This window comes from Flavobacterium ginsenosidimutans, from assembly GCF_003254625.1.
Taxonomy (GTDB): Bacteria; Bacteroidota; Bacteroidia; order Flavobacteriales; family Flavobacteriaceae; genus Flavobacterium; species Flavobacterium ginsenosidimutans.
Genome location: NZ_QJRJ01000082.1, coordinates 250,920 through 268,236 on the forward strand (window position 1 = coordinate 250,920; position 17,317 = coordinate 268,236).

17 protein-coding genes are annotated in these 17,317 nt (G+C 34.4%); 6 read left to right on the forward strand and 11 right to left on the reverse strand.

The window, feature by feature from the left end; genetic code table 11:
• Window positions 1–46: 46 nt before the first annotated feature.
• Window positions 47–1,141, reverse strand: coding sequence for an efflux RND transporter periplasmic adaptor subunit (locus tag DM444_RS21595; protein WP_239455765.1), 1,095 nt, complete (start codon window positions 1,139–1,141; stop codon window positions 47–49).
• 216 nt (window positions 1,142–1,357) lie between these two features.
• A complete protein-coding gene (locus tag DM444_RS21600; RefSeq protein WP_111290520.1) occupies window positions 1,358–1,717 on the reverse strand; it encodes a hypothetical protein in 360 nt (119 codons plus the stop codon).
• 299 nt (window positions 1,718–2,016) lie between these two features.
• Here DM444_RS21600 and DM444_RS21605 point away from each other — a divergent pair, with 299 nt between their 5' ends.
• A complete protein-coding gene (locus DM444_RS21605; RefSeq protein ID WP_239455766.1) occupies window positions 2,017–3,054 on the forward strand; it encodes a succinylglutamate desuccinylase/aspartoacylase family protein in 1,038 nt (345 codons plus the stop codon).
• A 196-nt stretch (window positions 3,055–3,250) separates the two neighbouring features.
• Here DM444_RS21605 and pgl read toward each other — a convergent pair whose 3' ends face one another.
• The 9 genes from pgl to kaiC all read right to left on the reverse strand — a co-directional run bounded on the left by pgl (window position 3,251) and on the right by kaiC (window position 11,565).
• A complete protein-coding gene (gene pgl / locus DM444_RS21610; RefSeq protein ID WP_111290524.1) occupies window positions 3,251–3,967 on the reverse strand; it encodes a 6-phosphogluconolactonase in 717 nt (238 codons plus the stop codon).
• Window positions 3,948–5,486 carry a glucose-6-phosphate dehydrogenase gene (gene zwf, locus DM444_RS21615; protein ID WP_111290526.1) on the reverse strand — a complete coding sequence of 513 codons (1,539 nt, stop codon included), beginning with the start codon at window positions 5,484–5,486 and terminating at the stop codon, window positions 3,948–3,950. Before zwf ends, pgl begins: the two co-directional genes overlap by 20 nt.
• A gap of 27 nt (window positions 5,487–5,513) precedes the next feature.
• The gene (gene gndA, locus DM444_RS21620) at window positions 5,514–6,923 is read right to left on the reverse strand and encodes an NADP-dependent phosphogluconate dehydrogenase (RefSeq protein WP_111291193.1); all 1,410 of its coding nucleotides are present in this window, start codon (window positions 6,921–6,923) and stop codon (window positions 5,514–5,516) included.
• A 275-nt stretch (window positions 6,924–7,198) separates the two neighbouring features.
• Window positions 7,199–7,534, reverse strand: a complete 336-nt coding sequence (locus DM444_RS21625) for a winged helix-turn-helix transcriptional regulator (RefSeq protein ID WP_111290528.1) — start codon at window positions 7,532–7,534, stop codon at window positions 7,199–7,201.
• Window positions 7,535–7,629: 95 nt separating this feature from the next.
• Window positions 7,630–8,034, reverse strand: coding sequence for a response regulator (locus DM444_RS21630; protein WP_111290530.1), 405 nt, complete (start codon window positions 8,032–8,034; stop codon window positions 7,630–7,632).
• 1 nt (window position 8,035) lies between these two features.
• Window positions 8,036–9,289 (reverse strand): sensor histidine kinase, encoded by a 1,254-nt coding sequence (locus tag DM444_RS21635; RefSeq protein WP_111290532.1) that lies wholly within the window; start codon window positions 9,287–9,289, stop codon window positions 8,036–8,038.
• Between the two features lies 1 nt (window position 9,290).
• Window positions 9,291–9,590 carry a circadian clock KaiB family protein gene (locus DM444_RS21640; RefSeq protein WP_111290534.1) on the reverse strand — a complete coding sequence of 100 codons (300 nt, stop codon included), beginning with the start codon at window positions 9,588–9,590 and terminating at the stop codon, window positions 9,291–9,293.
• A gap of 2 nt (window positions 9,591–9,592) precedes the next feature.
• Complete coding sequence (locus DM444_RS21645) at window positions 9,593–9,886, reverse strand: circadian clock KaiB family protein (protein WP_095927489.1); 294 nt, start codon at window positions 9,884–9,886, stop codon at window positions 9,593–9,595.
• A 5-nt stretch (window positions 9,887–9,891) separates the two neighbouring features.
• Window positions 9,892–11,565 carry a circadian clock protein KaiC gene (gene kaiC / locus DM444_RS21650; protein ID WP_111290536.1) on the reverse strand — a complete coding sequence of 558 codons (1,674 nt, stop codon included), beginning with the start codon at window positions 11,563–11,565 and terminating at the stop codon, window positions 9,892–9,894.
• 325 nt (window positions 11,566–11,890) lie between these two features.
• On the opposite strand from kaiC, the gene DM444_RS21655 reads away from it, so the two are divergent.
• The 5 genes from DM444_RS21655 to DM444_RS21675 all read left to right on the forward strand — a co-directional run bounded on the left by DM444_RS21655 (window position 11,891) and on the right by DM444_RS21675 (window position 17,310).
• Window positions 11,891–12,634, forward strand: coding sequence for an SDR family oxidoreductase (locus tag DM444_RS21655; protein ID WP_111290538.1), 744 nt, complete (start codon window positions 11,891–11,893; stop codon window positions 12,632–12,634).
• A gap of 284 nt (window positions 12,635–12,918) precedes the next feature.
• Complete coding sequence (locus DM444_RS21660; protein ID WP_111290540.1) at window positions 12,919–16,152, forward strand: fibronectin type III domain-containing protein; 3,234 nt, start codon at window positions 12,919–12,921, stop codon at window positions 16,150–16,152.
• Window positions 16,149–16,394, forward strand: a complete 246-nt coding sequence (locus DM444_RS21665; protein ID WP_111290542.1) for a hypothetical protein — start codon at window positions 16,149–16,151, stop codon at window positions 16,392–16,394. The genes DM444_RS21660 and DM444_RS21665 overlap by 4 nt, the downstream gene beginning before the upstream one ends.
• Before the next feature lie 84 nt (window positions 16,395–16,478).
• Window positions 16,479–16,739 (forward strand): hypothetical protein, encoded by a 261-nt coding sequence (locus DM444_RS21670; RefSeq protein ID WP_111290544.1) that lies wholly within the window; start codon window positions 16,479–16,481, stop codon window positions 16,737–16,739.
• 127 nt (window positions 16,740–16,866) lie between these two features.
• Complete coding sequence (locus DM444_RS21675; RefSeq protein ID WP_111290546.1) at window positions 16,867–17,310, forward strand: nucleic acid/nucleotide deaminase domain-containing protein; 444 nt, start codon at window positions 16,867–16,869, stop codon at window positions 17,308–17,310.
• Window positions 17,311–17,317 lie beyond the last annotated feature (7 nt).

The window sequence follows — 17,317 nt, forward strand, 5'->3', positions numbered from 1 at the left end:
AATGTTTTAGATAAATAATTAAATAACTGTTTTACAGGTTGATAATCTACATTTGTTTCATGTTGATTTTATCGCCGTCTCTCAATGATTGCGTACCTTCTTGCACAATTAGGTCGTCGCTTTTTAGACCTTCGTTCAAGATATAAACATCATCTAGAGTGGTTTCGATTGTAACATTCGTCATTTTAACTACACCATCTTTGTTCACGCGGAAAACGTATTGTTTGTCCTGAATAGAAAAAACAGCTTTCTGCGGAATTAAAATTGCATTGGTTTTTGGCTCTGAAATAATCAGTTTTCCAGAAGTTCCGTGTTTGATAAATCCTTGCGGATTGTGAAATTTTGCTTTGTATTGAATAGAACCAGTCTGTCTGTCGATTTCTCCGTCGGCAGTTCTTAATTCTCCTTTTTGATCGTAAACCTGTCCGTTTGGCAAAACCAATTTAATATCGCCCTGCGTGTTTAAAGTTTTGTCTTCCATCATTTGGAAATAGGTATTCTCAGGAATTGAGAAATAGGCGTAAACATCATCCAATTGAGAAACAGTAGTCAATAATGAACCGTTTTCTACTAAACTTCCTTCTTTAAACGGAATACGATCAACTGTTCCGTCAAATGGCGCACGGATTGTGGTAAAACTAATCTGCTGATTGATTGCTTTTCTTTCTGCAGCAGCGTGAGCCAATTTCGCGGAAGCGGCTTCATATTTTGCTTTAGATAATTCTAATTCTTTGTCTGCAATTACTTTTTTATTGAAAAGGGTTTGAGCCTGTTCCAATTCTACAGTTGCAATTCTTAAATCGGCTTTAGCACTTTTATAAACGGCTTCGGCTTTTAGAAGCTGAATCTGAAGTTCAACATCGCTTATTTTAAAAAGAATTTGCCCTTTTTTTACTTTTTGCCCTTCGCTAACGTACACTTTTTCTAATAAACCAGGAATACGAACGTGGATTTCTACATTGTTTTTTGCATGTACATCGGCAACAAATTTGCTCGAAACTATGGTGTCTTTTAGGGAAACTTTATAAACAGGAAATGTTTTAATGTTTTTAGAATCTTTCTTTGATTTATCTCCGCACGAGACTAAAACGAATAAAGCCAAGGTGCATAAAAGGAATGGATTTTTATAAATGCTCATCATTAGGTTTAAATTTTTGAATAAATAGATACTCTCCCTTGCTATTTGGATGCAGGGAGGATGAATTTGGATTTTAAAAATGAAAATACTTTAGGATGCTTTTCTTTTTAGAAAAGTTCCATTTTAGAAATGTTTTTATAGCAATAGCAGCTCAATTACATATGTAAATGAGGTATTGTTCCAGAATACTAGAATATAAAAACGACGAAATTTTGCTGCCTAGAAAAGTTGGTATAAGTGAAGATGAGGATGTCTTTCAATGTGGTATATTGAAGCTATACCATATATTAAACTCTTTTTATAAAGCTTGAAGTTAAATAAATTACTGAGATACGGAGCTTTGATCGTACTTTGTTCTAAAGTAGTCGCTCTGCATTTCATTTTCTTTTTGAGCTTATAATGAACTTCTAGATTTTTAGAAGAAGAAAAATCACTAGAGAAAATCTGCGTGTCATCTGCCGCAACGCTATCTAAGGTAATACAGCTGCTGATGTTATAAATCGGCTGATACGTCTCGGTGCCTCTAAAAAAAGAGAGCAACGAAAGTAAAACGATATATATGAACTTTACAGGTTTCATTTACAGCAATCAGGAGTTGTTTTTGTTTCTTAAAAGAAGGCGTATACTTGCTTAAAGTGCGCCAAATATAGCAATTTGAAAAGTAAGGTTTCTTAAAATTTTTCTAAAAACCGTGAGATTTAAAAATTTGATAATATTTGAAGTTCGTTTTTAAGGTTTTGATTTTTTACTGCGTTCCTTATTAATAAGTTAGTATCGATTGGATTTTGAGAATTTAGAAAAAGAGTAAACTTCTTTATCTTTGCGTTATAAGAATATAAGGAGACAAACATTGTTTCCTATAATAAAAAGAATACCACGTGAATTACTTAAAGCTTTTTGGAACAAAATTAATGCTAATTATAACTGTAATTAGTTATGGACAAAATCTAGAAAAATCAATAAAAGAAAACATCGGAAAAAGGATAGATACTTTGATCCAATTCAAAACCGATTCTCCTTATAATTATATGCCTGTAACGATATTTTCAGGTAAAGAAAAAGGCCCTGTTTTTACCATCATTGCAGGAATACACGGTTTTGAATATCCGCCAATTGTGGCAGTTCAGGAATTAATCAAAGAAATTGATCCGAAAAAGTTGAAAGGGACTTTGATTGTTGTTCCAATTGCCAATGTTGGTTCATTTTACAAGAGAACACCATTTGTAAATCCGTTCGATAATAAAAATTTAAATAATGCCTTTCCAGGTTCAGAAACGGGAACGATTACAGAACAGATTGCCAATTATATAACAAAGCAGATTATTCCAAATTCAGATGTTTTTCTGGATATTCACGCGGGAGATGCTAATGAAGATTTACTGCCTTTTGTTTGTTATTACAATAATATATTAGAGGAAAAGAAAACCCTATTAAGCAGTAAGCTTTCGGAGATTTCAGGAATTAATCATATTGTTTCTTATCCGTACACGATTACTAAAACTGAACCGGCAAAATATGCTTTTAAACAGGCTTCTCAAGACGGAAAAACGGCTTTGAGTATCGAAGCAGGGAAATTAGGAAATGTTCAGACAGAATCGGTTGCTTTGATAAAAAAGGCCGTTTACAATATGCTTCATTACATGAATATGTATACCGTTGGAACTTCTCCAATTAAAAATCCTTCGGCGGTTTATTTGAACAATCAGGAATATGTAAAAGCAGAATTTAGCGGAATTTTCCATAGCACTTTAAAAAGTGGCGATTACATTAAAAAAGGAGATAAAATTGGATCTGTTTCTGATGAATTTGGAAAAGTTCTAATTGAAATTAAATCTCCAGCAACGGGGCTTATTTTATATAAAATTGGAACTCCTCCAGTGAATAAAGGGGAAACTGTTTTTTGTATTGGGTATTAAAAATCACTCCAAATTTCATCACAAAAACAGATAGAAATTATAATTTAATATTCCGTAGGAATATTTCGTTGGTAAAATTAATTCTGCCGACTAGACATTCCTACGGAATGAGTTCTTTAAAATGCATAAAATTAAAAAAGGTTTATACTTTTAAAATAGAAAGTATAAACCTTTTTTAATTTTATATAAGTTCGAATTAATTCGTTCCCGCAGCAGCTTTATCCACCAAAAACAATAACTCACCAGAAACTGGTTTAATCAATTGCATTGGATAAAGAGTCGGATTGTATTCTCCACTTGTAACTTCTTTTAAAGCGTGTGTTTTCTTTTCTCCAAAAGCCACAACTACAATTTTTTCTGCTTTATTGATTATTGGAGCCGTAAGCGTGATGCGATACATTTTTTGCGGAGCTAAATAATAAGCGTCAACCCATTTGGTTTGCTCTTCTAAAACTGCTTCACCTGGGAAAAGAGAAGCGGTGTGTCCGTCATCGCCCATTCCTAAAAGAATCAGGTCAAATTTTCCTTCTTCGCCTAAAACTGTTCTTACAGACTGCTCATAAAAAGCCGCATATTCTTCAGGAGTTACGCCATCTTTATACATTTCAAAAATGTTTTCTTGCGGAATAGGAACGTGGCTCAATAAAGTTGAATAAGACATTTTAGCATTACTCAAATCATCGTTTAATGGAACCCATCTTTCATCTCCCCAAAAAATATAAACTTTACTCCAGTCTATTTTGTTTTTGTAAGCATCAGAAGCTAATAATCTGTAAATTCCTGCTGGAGAAGAACCTCCAGTAAGTACGGCAGTAAATTTGCCATTTGCAGCAATTGCTTTCTGAGCCGATTCTACGAATAAATCTGCAGCAACTGTATTGATTTCTTCTGTGTTATTGTAAATCTGTATCATTTAAAACTTCTTCTTCTTTTTTTGTTTGTGTATTCGGAATCCATTTGTGGCCTTGTCGTGCTAACAATTCATCAGCTTCTTCAGGTCCCCAGCTTCCAGCTTTGTAATTTGGGAAATTCTTTGGAGGCGTTGTTTTCCAAACTTGCTGAATCGTTTCAATTGCATCCCAAGCTTCTTCCACCTGATCCCAACGCATAAATAGGGTAGGATCTCCCAATAATGCATCTGCAATTAAGGTTTCATAAGCTTCTGGCGACATTGTTGAACAAGCAAAATAATCAAAAACCATTTCCGCAGGTCTCAAAGACATTGATAAGCCTGGTTTTTTGGTCATAAATTGCAGTTTAATGTCCATTGAAGGCTGAATATTGATAATCAATCTGTTTGGTGTCATTCCTTCTTTTCCATAAGAAAACGAAGAATGCGGAACTGGTTTGAACTGAATAATGATCGAAGATTGTTTTTCTTCCATTCTTTTTCCTGAACGCAAGTAGAACGGAATTCCCTGCCATCTCCAGTTGTCCAAATAGATTTTCATTGCCACGTAAGTTTCTGTATTAGAATCTGGTGCAATGCCTTTATCTTGACGGTAACCCGAAACTGGAACTCCTTTTATTTCACCAGCATCATATTGACCTCTTACGATATAATGATCAACTTCTTCTGGTTTAATACGACGGATAGATTTTAAAACATCTGCTTTTCTATTACGAATGTCATCAGCATTTAAAGAAGCAGGCGCTTCCATTGCCGTCATGCACAAAATCTGAAACAAGTGGTTCTGAATCATGTCTTTCAATGCGCCAACACCCTCGTAGAACCCGCCTCGTTCCTCAACGCCAACTTCTTCTGCAACGGTAATTTGTACGAAATCAATAAAATTACGGCTCCATAATGGCTCAAACATTGAATTTCCGAAACGGAAAGCCAAAATATTCTGAACGGTTTCTTTTCCTAAATAATGATCTATTCTGTAAATCTGCTCTTCTTTGAAAGTCTGCGAAAGCATTTCATTCAACTCGATTGCAGAAGCTTTATCATAACCAAAAGGTTTTTCGATAATAATACGATCTTGTTTCGGATTTGCAGCAAGTCCAATTTTCTTGATATTGTTAGAAATCGTTGAAATGAAAGAAGGCGTAATTGAAAGATAGAAAAGACGATTAGCGCGTTCGCCAAATGTCAGATCAAAATTGTTGATTTTTTCATTTAATCCAATATACGATTCTTCTTTATCGATATCAAGACTGTGGTAAGTGATGTGCGAAAGAAATTTTTCTGTTTCTGGATCATCAATTCCTTTTTTTCTTGAGAATAAATTTAGATTTTCTGCTACATAAGCGCGAAAATCTTCATTGGTTTTTTCAGCTCTTCCAAGAGCAATAATCTGAAACTTTTCAGACATACGTCCGTCAAGGTACAGATTTTGAAAAGCGGGGAAGAGCTTTCTCTTTGCTAGATCTCCAGTTCCTCCAAAAATAACAATGATTGTTGGATTCTTTAGTTTATTTTTAGTCATTGTGTGTAGTTGTGTTGCTTTAATTGTTTATTCAGCCCATTGTGTATGGAAAACGCCTTCTTTATCGATACGCTCGTAAGTATGCGCTCCAAAATAATCACGCTGTGCCTGAATTAAATTAGTTGGAAGATTAGCAGATCTATAAGCATCAAAATAAGACAATGAGTTCATTAATCCTGAAACAGGCAATCCTTTTTGAACCGCAAACTGAATCACAGCTCTCATTCCTGATTGGTTTTCTACTAATTTTGAAGCAATTCCGCCATCTAAAAGTAAGTTTGGCAAATCTGATTTTGCAACATATGCTTTTCTGAAATCTTCTAAAATTGTAGCACGAATGATACATCCGCCACGCCAGATTTTAGCAACTGTTTCTAGATTTAATCCGTAGTTGTATTCTTTAGAAGCCGTGTGAAGCTGTGCTAAACCTTGAGCGTAAGTCACCACGATAGAAAAATACAAAGCCGATTTTAAAGCTGCAATTGCTTCGCTTTGAGAAACATTTGTTTTATCGGCGTTCCAAACTAATTTTTTAGCCGCTTCAATTCTTTCTGGTTTTGTTTTAGACATATCGCGCATGTTAACCGCTGCATCGATTGTTGGAACTGGAACTTGTAAATCCATTGCGTTTTGCGAAGTCCATTTTCCTGTACCTTTAGATCTTGCCCAATCTGAGATTTTGTTGATTAATTGCGTTCCGTCTTCATCTTTTTGTTTTAAGATGTTTCCAGTAATTTCAATCAAATACGATCTTAAATCATCAGTCTGATTCCATTCAGCAAAAGTTTTCTGAATCGTTTCATCATCCAAGTTATAACCTCTTTTCATTAAGTCATAAATCTCAGAAATCAACTGCATGATTCCGTATTCAATTCCGTTGTGAACCATTTTTACATAGTTTCCAGCAGAACCGTTTCCTAAATATTCTACACAAGGTTCGCCATCTACTTTAGCAGCAATCGCTTCAAAAATAGGACGTAATCTTTCGTATGCTTTTTGATCTCCACCAGGCATCATAGCAGGACCGAAACGAGCGCCTTTTTCACCGCCCGAAATTCCCATTCCGAAGAAGTGGATTCCTTTTTCAGATAATTCAATAAATCTTCTGTCCGTATCTGTAAAATAAGTGTTTCCACCGTCGATGATGATATCTCCTTTATCTAAGTGAGGAAGTAAACTAGCAATAGCGCTGTCAACTGGTTTTCCCGCAGGAACCAATAACATAATCGCTCTTGGCTGTTGAATAAGTTCTACAAAATGTTTTACATCTGTAGTAGCTTCGATTGTATGATCAGAATCAGCTTCTTGTTGAAGAGAATTGACTTTTTCGGTGTCTAAGTCTAAACCTGCAGCCGCGAAGTTGTGGCTAGCGATATTTAAAAGTAGGTTACGGCCCATTACACCAAGTCCTACAATTCCAAAATCAAATTTGTTCATAGTTTTCAATTAACTAAATTATTAGAAAGCTGTTTTTTGCAGAAAAACGAACGAAAAAGCACAGTAATGTTTTTTCGTTCAATGTTTTGCAGAAAAACAATGGTTATTTTAATTTTTACATTTCAAAATGCAGAGCGCTAAGTTAGGCAAAAATGCTGAAAAAGTATGCGAGAAATTATTGTCTTTAAGGCTTTATTGTGATACTTTTTATGTGTAAAAATTACGCTTATTATATCTGTTTATCAACTATATCGTTGTAATACTGGCAATGCCAATTAAGAGTTTCTAATGATTTCCTTTCGATGCGATTTTCCCCATTTAATCATTTCTTCGATTACAGGAGCAAATGATTTGCAATAAGGCGTCGATTCGTATTTGACCTGAATTTCGGCATCACGGTCTTCGGTTCTTTTGATCAGCATATTGATCTCCATTTCTTTGAGTTCTCTAGAAAGCATACGTGTTGTAATTCCTGGAATACTGCGTTCAATTTCCCTAAAACGATGATTTCCGTTGCAGATCGAATTGATGATCGGCAAACGCCATTTACCGCCCAAAACATGTAAAGTATCTTGAAGCGCCTGTACTTCTTCTTTCTGATTTCTTTCCATAACAAAACAGCATTAGCTTAGAAAATTAATTGGTTACAAAGTTATACCAAAAATCTAAAATAATGAAAAAAAAACAGTTTAAGATTAAACGAAATTTAAGCTTCAATAATGCTTAAAATAGTTTTCGGAATTTCAGCGAAAGCTTCAAAAGAATACGGTTTAATTAAGTAGGCTTTTACGCCCATATCATCGCATTTTTCTTTGTAAGAAGGATTAATGCTTGTTGAATAAACAAAACACGGAATATTTTTTAATTCATCATTGCTAAGGATTTCTTGCAAAGCTTCAATACCGTCAATAATAGGCATATTGATATCGGTAAGAATAACGTCGGGATTTTCGTTCTGATCGCTTTTTAGATAATTGAGCAGTTCCTCGCCATTGGCAACAAGACTGACTTTGCTAAAATTTGGATTATTGTTAAAAGTCTCTGTAATAACATCTGCATCATCCATGTCATCTTCAGCAATTACGATATGTAAATTATATTTTTCCGGCATTTTATAAGATTGGGAAGTAAAGGTTAAATATTGTTCCTTTGTTCAATATGCTTTCAACGGTAATATTTCCAGAATGGTTTTCCATTATCTTTTTACAGATTGCGAGGCCAATACCGTTTCCTGAGTATTCATTTCTGGCATGCAGGCGCTGAAAAATGACAAATATTTTAAGCAAATGGCTTTCTTCCATTCCAATACCGTTGTCTTTTATCTGAACCTTTACAAATTTAGCATTTTGATTTGGTATTTCAGTATCTAAATTTTCTTCCTGCGAAATTTCTATTACAGGAGCGATATCTGTTTTACTATATTTAATGGCGTTTGAAATAAGATTAGAGAAAAGCTGTCTCATTTGCACTCGAGAAGCTTTAATAATAGGAAGTTTTCCTATTTTTATAATGGCTTTTTTATCAGAAATTATAATTTCAAAATCCTCAATAACTTCCGAAATTATGGTTCTTAAATCTATTTCTGTTCGTTCTTCCTGCGCGGTATGCGAAGAATATTGCACTAAATCATCTACAAGCGAATTTAATCTTAAAGCCGATAATTTCATGACATTTACAGCTTTTGTATCGGCGTCTTTAAAGTAACTTCCGTCAATTCTGCTGGTATTCATGACAATTTTCCGCAACGGTTCTTTTAAATCGTGTGATATTACATGAATAAATTCTTCTAGATTACGATTGATTTTATTCAGTTCGTTTATTTTTTCTTCTAATTCTTTCTGATGGCGAATTAAAGCTTCTTCATGCTTTTTCTTTTCGGTCAAATCGGTAATTACAATTCCAATGGCTTCTACAGCGGGTTCCAGATCGGTTAAAGCGATATAAGCTGGAAAAGTCTTTTCATTCTCCGATTTTAGAATTATTTCATGTTTAGTAATTCCATATCTCAGTGCTTCTATAAGAGAAATAAACTGCGTTTGGTTTGTAAAATATTCATAAATGTACGTTCCCGTTATTTTTTCTGATGGAAGACCGACTAATTTTGAAAATTGCTCATTGCAGTAGAGTATCAATCCATTTCTTGAAATACTCAGCGCGCCCTGACCGAATTTCTCTATAAGAAGACGATAGGTGTAATCGGCAGTTTCTAGAGAATAAAGTTCTGGAACTCCATTACTGCTTACTACAAGCGCATCTACATCTCCTTGTTTTATAGCATTAATAATACTATTTGATTCATAAAGCTCTTCCTTCAGTGATTCAATTTCTGCTAATAAATCGGCTATATTTTTTTTATCTTCCTTCAAACTATTCGCTTATATTAAGTATGTATAATACTTTTTCTTTATCTGATAAATCTCCTAAAATGATTCTTTTAGGTTCTGGCTGTGTTTTGATCAAGGTAGGAATTGCTACAATTTGATGAATCACAGCCTGTTCTTTATCACGGCTGATATCAACAATTTCTAATTCATAATTGTTGGTGAGATAGGTGTCGCAGATTTTGCGTATATTTTCGATTGCATGTCCTGATTTAACAGACATACCTGAAACAAAAAGTGTAAACTTATGTTTGGTTGTACTAGTGCCATCAGATGAATCTTCCATGATTAAGAGTTTATAGGTTTGATATTAAGTCCTACAAGCACTCTTTCTTCATTAGAAAGGTCACCTATAATTTTACGAATTGGCTCTGGAAATTTACGCACCAGAGTAGGTACGGCCAAAATCTGATCGCCTTCTGCCAATTGCGGATTCTTCAGCAAATCGATAATCTCGATGCTGTATTTTCCTTTTAAATGTTCCTCGGCATACTTCTTTATGTTTTCCAGCGCCTTGATCGATTTTGGCGTTTGCCCTGCTATATAAAGCAATAATTGCCATTCGGCTACTTCTTTTTTCATTTGATTTATTTTTTCTTAGAAGACAGTTTTTCCTGCAATTCTTCTGTTGCTTTAAGAATGCTTAGTTCTTCTTCAGCCGATTCAAATTCTGTTCTCAATGCTTCAATATTAGCTTCAAGTACTTTGCGTTTACGCGCAATTTCTCTGTCTTTTCGGCTAATTTCGTTTTGAAGCTTAATATCCGACATGGTTTTTTTGAATTGATAAGATTGTCTTGCCGCTCCCGTCAAAATTCCCTGCGGACCTAACTCGACATCTAGTAATTCAATTCCTTTACTTGTAATTACAAATTCTCTAACTTGGTTAGAATGTCCCATTCCGCGGGCTTTGATGATAAAAATACCGCGGTTTCTTTCGCCAACACCTTCCATATCGCGGACTGTAATCCAGGTATCCACCAATGACGAAACCGATTCTTCTGCCAGATCAGGTCTAAAAGTGTCGTTTTGTTTGTTTAATGACGTGAACATGGCGGTAATATTATTCGCTTTCAGCATATCAATCAATCGAACGAGCATGGAACGCACTTCGTGTTCGCTTCCTACCGAAATAAGATTACTGATCGGGTCAATAATAATTGTAGTCGGCTCAAACTCTTTGATTAGTTTTCTAAGCGTAAGCAAATGCAGTTCTAGACCATTTAATGACGGACGTGAAGAATGTATTTGCAAAATGCCTTTTTTGATGTGTTTTTCCAGATCTACTCCAATTGATTTCATGTTGCGAACCAATTGATGCGGTGATTCCTCAAAGGCGAAGTAAATCGTTTTTTCGTTCTTTTCGCATTGTTCATTAGCAAAATAACAGGCAACTGTCGTTTTAGCTGTTCCCGCAGTTCCCGAAACCAAAATATTGCTTCCTCTGTAGAAACCGCCACCATGAAACATTTCATTTAATCCAGGAACACCTGTAGAAATAATATCTGAGGAAACTTCGTTATCCAATTTTAGAGAAGTGATTGGAAGAACCGAAATTCCTTCTTCATCAATTAAAAACGGATATTCATTTGTTCCATGTGTTGAACCTCTGTATTTTACAATTCGAAGCCTTCTAGTCGAAACCTGTTCAATTACACGATGATCAAGAACAATTACGCAGTCTGAAACGTATTCTTCCAGACCTTGACGGGTTAGAGTCGCTTCACCGCGCTCTCCAGTGATGATTGCTGTTACGCCTTTTGTTTTTAACCAATGAAACAACCTTCGTAATTCAGCTCGTAAAATGGCTTGATTGTCCAGACCAGCAAACAGCGATTCGATGGTGTCCAATACAACACGAGTGGCTTTTATAGAATCGATAGCGTGTCCTAAACGAATAAATAAGCCGTCAAGATCGTATTCGCCTGCTTCCTCAATTTCTGATCTTTCAACGCGAACATGATCTACAACAAGCTTTTTATCTTTTTTAAGCTGTTCAAGGTCAAAGCCTAATGATTTAACATTTAGAGTCAAGTCGTCTGAAGGTTCTTCAAAAGACATGAAAACTCCTGGTTCGTTATGCTCTGTAATTCCTTTTATAAGGAACTGCATAGACAATAAAGTCTTACCGCATCCCGCACCACCGCAGATTAAAGTTGGTCGTCCTTGCGGAAATCCTCCTTCTGTAATCTCATCTAATCCATCGACTCCAGTAGGAGTTTTTGGAAATATAAAACTATGTGATTTTGTTTTTTCTTGCACGATAATAAATTTCTGTATTACTCAAATATACCTTTTTTTACAGAATTTTCAATGAATTCTTGTTAAGATTTAACAGGCGTTTAATGAAGTTTTAAAAAAAAATTAAGAGAATTGATTTAAAAATATAAATAAATCGAAGAATTTTAACCAAAAAAGTAAAGAATGTAGATTCAATATTTAACATGAAAATTAGATTTTTCACTTAAACTTATTTTCATTACTATTTTAATGTTAAAATGTACTTCTGGTATACTCGGTGATACTGGTTACAAAGTTATACCATTTTGAATTTACCTTTGTCTCATTAATTTAAAACACATATAAAATGGACAATTTAAAAAATAAAGTGGCAGTGATAACAGGCGGAAACAGCGGAATAGGTTACGCAACAGCCAAACAATTAAAAGAGCAAGGCGCAAACGTAATTATTACAGGAAGAAGAAAAGAAGCCATAGAAAAAGCAGCTTTAGAACTTGGTGTTAACGCCATCACAGCAGACCAATCGAATATTTTGGATATCGAAAAACTGGCAGCTCAAGTAAAAGCTGATTTTGGTTCGGTTGATATTTTGTTTATCAATGCAGGAATCGCGGGTTTAGGAATGATCGAACAAACCACAGAAGAATTGTACGACAATATTATGAATGTGAATCTAAAAGGTGCTTTTTTTACTTTAAGCAAATTTATCCCGAACTTGAAAGATGGCGCTTCAGTGGTATTTCTTTCTTCGAATACTGCGAGTATGCCGGGTCCGGGATCTTCGGTTTATTCGGCGAGTAAAACCGCTTTGAATTCATTTATGAGATCGGCGGCTTTAGAATTAGCGCCAAGAAAGATTCGTGTCAATTCGGTTAGCCCAGGACCAACTCAAACCGAAGTCATGAACAAAGTTGGCCTAGACGAAACCACCGTAAAAGGCATTATGGATGTCGTAGTAGAAAAGGTCCCGCTAAAACAAATGGGAAAGGCAGAAGATGTGGCTAAAATGGTTTCGCATTTGAGTAGTGATGCTGCGGTGTTTATGACTGGAGCGGATGTTATTATGGATGGAGGGATGAGTTTGGGGTGAATTTTTTAATGTAAGACAAGAGCTTGATAGAGTGTAATTCATATCAAGCTCTTTTTATTTTAATTATGTTATTTAAAACAACTCATTAAAAAGAAAATAGAAAGATGTTTTCAGAATTTTCCAATTGCATTTTTTCTAGAAATAATTCATTATTGGCTTATTATGCTATTTTAATGTCCTATTGAGGAGGTTTTTAATTTTTTGCAGGATTATGTTCGTTGATTGTTTTGTAGGATTTTTTAATCAGGTAAAACAAGCTAACCTAAAACCATTACCTGTAGAGAATGAAAAATAAAATCAAAAGATACATTGCGTTAGTTCTATTTATTACTACAAATTTTTATAGTAATGCACAACTTTATCCTGTTCAATTAACAGCAGTATTCAAAAGTCCATATAGCGTTAAAATCTCAGATTATGCTGGCAGTATGGATACTAAAATGCAGCTGCTGATTAATCCAACCGACATTTCGATCAACAACCGACAGGTTCGTTTGAAACTTTACATACAAGGTAATGGACTTAATATACAAACCAGCGATTATGTACAGGGACAGAAACCGATTTTTATAAACGGCGGAGAACTTCTAACTCTCACCAATACCGATATTTCTGCCTTATTCAGATTAGAAAACCTGCAGGGAATTAACCCTTCACAATATGCAAATGGACTGCCAGAAGGAATGTATAATTTTTGTTTTGAAATGTATGATTACATTACCAATCAAAGAATATCCCAGAAGAGCTGTGCCAGTCTGTATTTAATTTTAAACGATCCTCCACTTTTAAATACACCGCAGAAAAACGAACAGATAGCAGAAAGCGATTTTCCAAATATTATGTTTACCTGGACACCGCGCCAGATAAACGCAACAAATGTTTCCTATAAATTTGAATTAAAACAGCTTTTAGATCCAACACTCGATCCACAGTTTGCGTTTCAAATGTCACCTGTTTTATACGAAGAAACACTTTTTGGAACAGCGCTGCTTTATAATTTAAGCATGCCAGTCCTAACGCCTGGAATGCGCTATGCCTGGCGCGTTCGTGCAGTATCAACAACTGGACTTTCAGAAAATGCAATTTTTAAAAATGACGGCTATAGCGAAATCTATTGGTTTAAATATACCCAAAAGTGTAATGCGCCAACTTTTGCTCTATCAGAAATTGTTAGTTCCAGCACCGTAAAAATAACATGGCAGGGAACTCCAGACCATACCAAATATCAGGTTCAGTACAGAAAAAAAGCCATTGCGGAAACCAACAAAAGAGGAAAAACAACTGAAAAAACTTTTGAATGGTTTTCTTCTTACAGCCTTAACAATCAGGTTTTATTGACCAATATGGAGCCAGAAACAGAATATGAGTTTAGAGTAGGTTCCAGCTGTACGACAGAAGCAGATGGAATTCAGAGTTTTACCTACTCGAATACCAACACGTTTGTAATACCTAAAAAAGAAAATGCAATTGCAAGCTATAATTGCGGAATAAAACCCAATCTGAGCATAACCAATAAAACCCCACTCAATAACCTAATACAAAGCGAAACCTTTACAGCAGGCGATTTTCCGGTTACTGTTTTGGAATTAGGAAAAGAGCATAGTCCTTATACAGGAAAAGGATACATTATTGTGCCATATCTGGCAGACACTAAAATAGCTGTTGAGTTTAAAGACATTGTAATTAATACAGACTATCAGCTAATAAGCGGTGTTGTAGAAACAAGTTATAGATCAGATTGGGATAATGTTGCTGATGCAAAAGAATTAGCAGCTGATTTCAAAGGGTTGTTAAATCAGATTACTGGACTGCTAGATAAAGCGAATGAATTAGAAAATCAAAAAATTTCGGGAGCAGTTGAAGAAGAAAAATACAATAAAGACTGGAAAGAAATCTATGAAAATTTAGAAAAAGCAAATGAACAGTATAAAGCCATAGTCGAATCTTATAACGTTTCAGATGAACTTAAGAAAAAATTAGCAGATTTAAACCCTGTTTTTGTCGAACTGGCTTCTAATAATTATACCACAGCAGGCGATCAAACCAAAGAAAACCTAACAAAAATAAATGAAAAGTACAATGAACTAGATAAACTGCTCAGCGACGAATGCAATGATGCTTTAAAAAATATAGTCGCCTTTTTAGCCACTGAAAAAGTGAATTATTTAAAGCTGGCAGCAAGCGAAGTTTCAAAAAATACCGGAAAAGATAAAACATACGCGCTTTCAATTTATGATGAAGGAAATGGAGCTTTAAAAATAACACATTATAAAGGCTGGAGTATTAGCAATCCTGTACAGAATTTATTTTTGATTGAAACTAAAGACCCAGAATTAAATAAACAGAAAATTACAAAGTTTTGGCTAAGTTATGCTCCAAACAATGTAGATGGAAATGCTGCGGGAATTGATGTGGTTATATACTTTAAAGACCCTGTACCAGATCAGGCGGAAAAATACTGCAAGCAAAACGCAAGTATTGCAAAAGGTATTTCTACGCAAGCCCAATTTGCAGACGCAATGGAGCAAATGGTATTTTACGGAGCATTAGGACTAGGATCGGTTGAAGCTCTAGGAAGCATAAAAGCAACAGAATGCATTTCAGGATTTACGCTTGATGTTGGTTTTCAAATGGGAATTAATGCTATTGTAAAAAGATTCCTGAATGAAAATTTCACTGCAAAACAGCTAATGAAAGAGGTTTCTATACCTAGTGCCGTGACAAGCTGTGCAACTGCTGCTTTAGTAAATAAATGTGGAACTGCCTGTGCTGGCGCAAGTGGTTTTGCGGTAGGCTTTAGCGATGATGTTTTAAAGCAGATGAAAAGCGGAAAAAGCTTGTCAGATGTAGATGTAAGCCAAAGCACCTTAAACGGAATAAAGCAGGGAATTTTAAATATTGTAGTTCAAAAAGTAGTTACTTTTGGTATAAGTAAGTTTTCTGCGTGGCGAGGAAAATATACGGCAAAACAGGTTGAAGATGCTTTAGAGGATTTGCAGGCTCATCCTGAGAAGTATGATATTGATAATACTGCAGTTCCTATCAAATTAAGTAAGTATGGTCAAAAGCTTTCCGATATTGGGGAAATATTAGAAAATGGACTTGTAAAAGGGAAATATTCACAAAGAGTGTTTGATCCTAATAATGCAGGTGGAATTATTTTAAAATTAGATTGGAAAAATGTACAAATCAGTGAAGAAGGGATAACTATTGTTAGGAAGCATATATCAAGATTAGAACATGATGGATGGAATGATGGTATGTTACAAAGGCTCGATAATATAATAAAAGGAAATTTTAAAGCTACTGAATTTGATTTGAGATATTACACTCATGAAATACAAGAATTTAAAAGATATAAAGAATTGGGCTTCGAAAACACACATTATTCAAAAATTCCAGATTATGTATGGGATAATGCACATGCGGCTACTTTAGAAGATTTTCAATTGTATGAGATTATGGATTATAATGGAAAATTAATACGATCACTTTATCACCCAAATATTCAAAAATGAAAGTAGAAATAGATGTAGTTTGTTTAAGTATTTTAAAAATACTAAATGAAAACCAAGAAGGATTGGGAATCTCAGTGTTGGATAGAAAGCTCTATGATGAACTTGGGTATAGTTTTGGAATTTCATTAAATTTTAGAATTGGAGATAAGCTTCAAGAGTTAAAGCAATTGGAAATGATTTCTAAGACTTCTCCATACGAGATTACAATAATAGGAAAAAAGTATTTAGAAAAGATAAAATAAACATCCTTAAAATATTTTATATGTTTGGTTTGAAATAGAAGTATTCCAAATGCGGACCAAGTATTGAAGAATTATTAAAAGAATATGATTAACAAAGTAGATAGAATAGTTTTATTGATAATAAAAAATGTTGATGAAGGTGAAGGAGCTTCTTTGAAAATGATAAATTCATCTCTAAATATAATTGCGCGAGATAAGAATTATGAAATTCTGTTCGATAACGAATTTGATTTAAAGTCAAAAATCAATGAGTTTATTAAACTAAAATATATAATTATTAATATAAGGAACAATTATGAACTAACTGAATTAGGTAAAAAGCAATTAAAATTAAGTATAGATTAGAGATGTGTTTTTTGTATAAGTAAATTTTTCCTATTGCGAGGAGGGAGGAAAATATACTGCAAAACAGGTTGAGGATGCTTTAGAAGATTTACAGGCTCATCCTGAGAAGTATGGGGTTGAAGGGAATGTGATCGCAAATACGTTAAAAAAAGTTGCTTTAGGTAGCGAAGATTTAAGTCAATTTGCAGTGCAATTTAGAAAAACATTAAGTGAGCCAAACCATAGAGGGAATGTTGCTGTATTTGAATATTTAGATACAAATGGTGTTTTAATAAAAAAAGCTTTTACTACTGAAATAGGAATAGGAACTCATGCTGAACAGATTGCTAAAAATTGGTTTGAGAAAAATGGTATTTCTAATAATAGTGTGAAAAGAATTTATAGTGAACTGGAACCATGTTCGCTTGAGACATCAAACTGTAAAATAATGTTAGAGAAGAATTTCTTTTCTGCGCAAAAATCATTTTCATATGATTATCCAGGGAACAGCACTGCTCCAGCAGAAATTATTGCGAAAAGAAGAGAATCATTAAATCAGAGATTTGAAGCTCTTATAAATTTACTTAAATAATTTACTT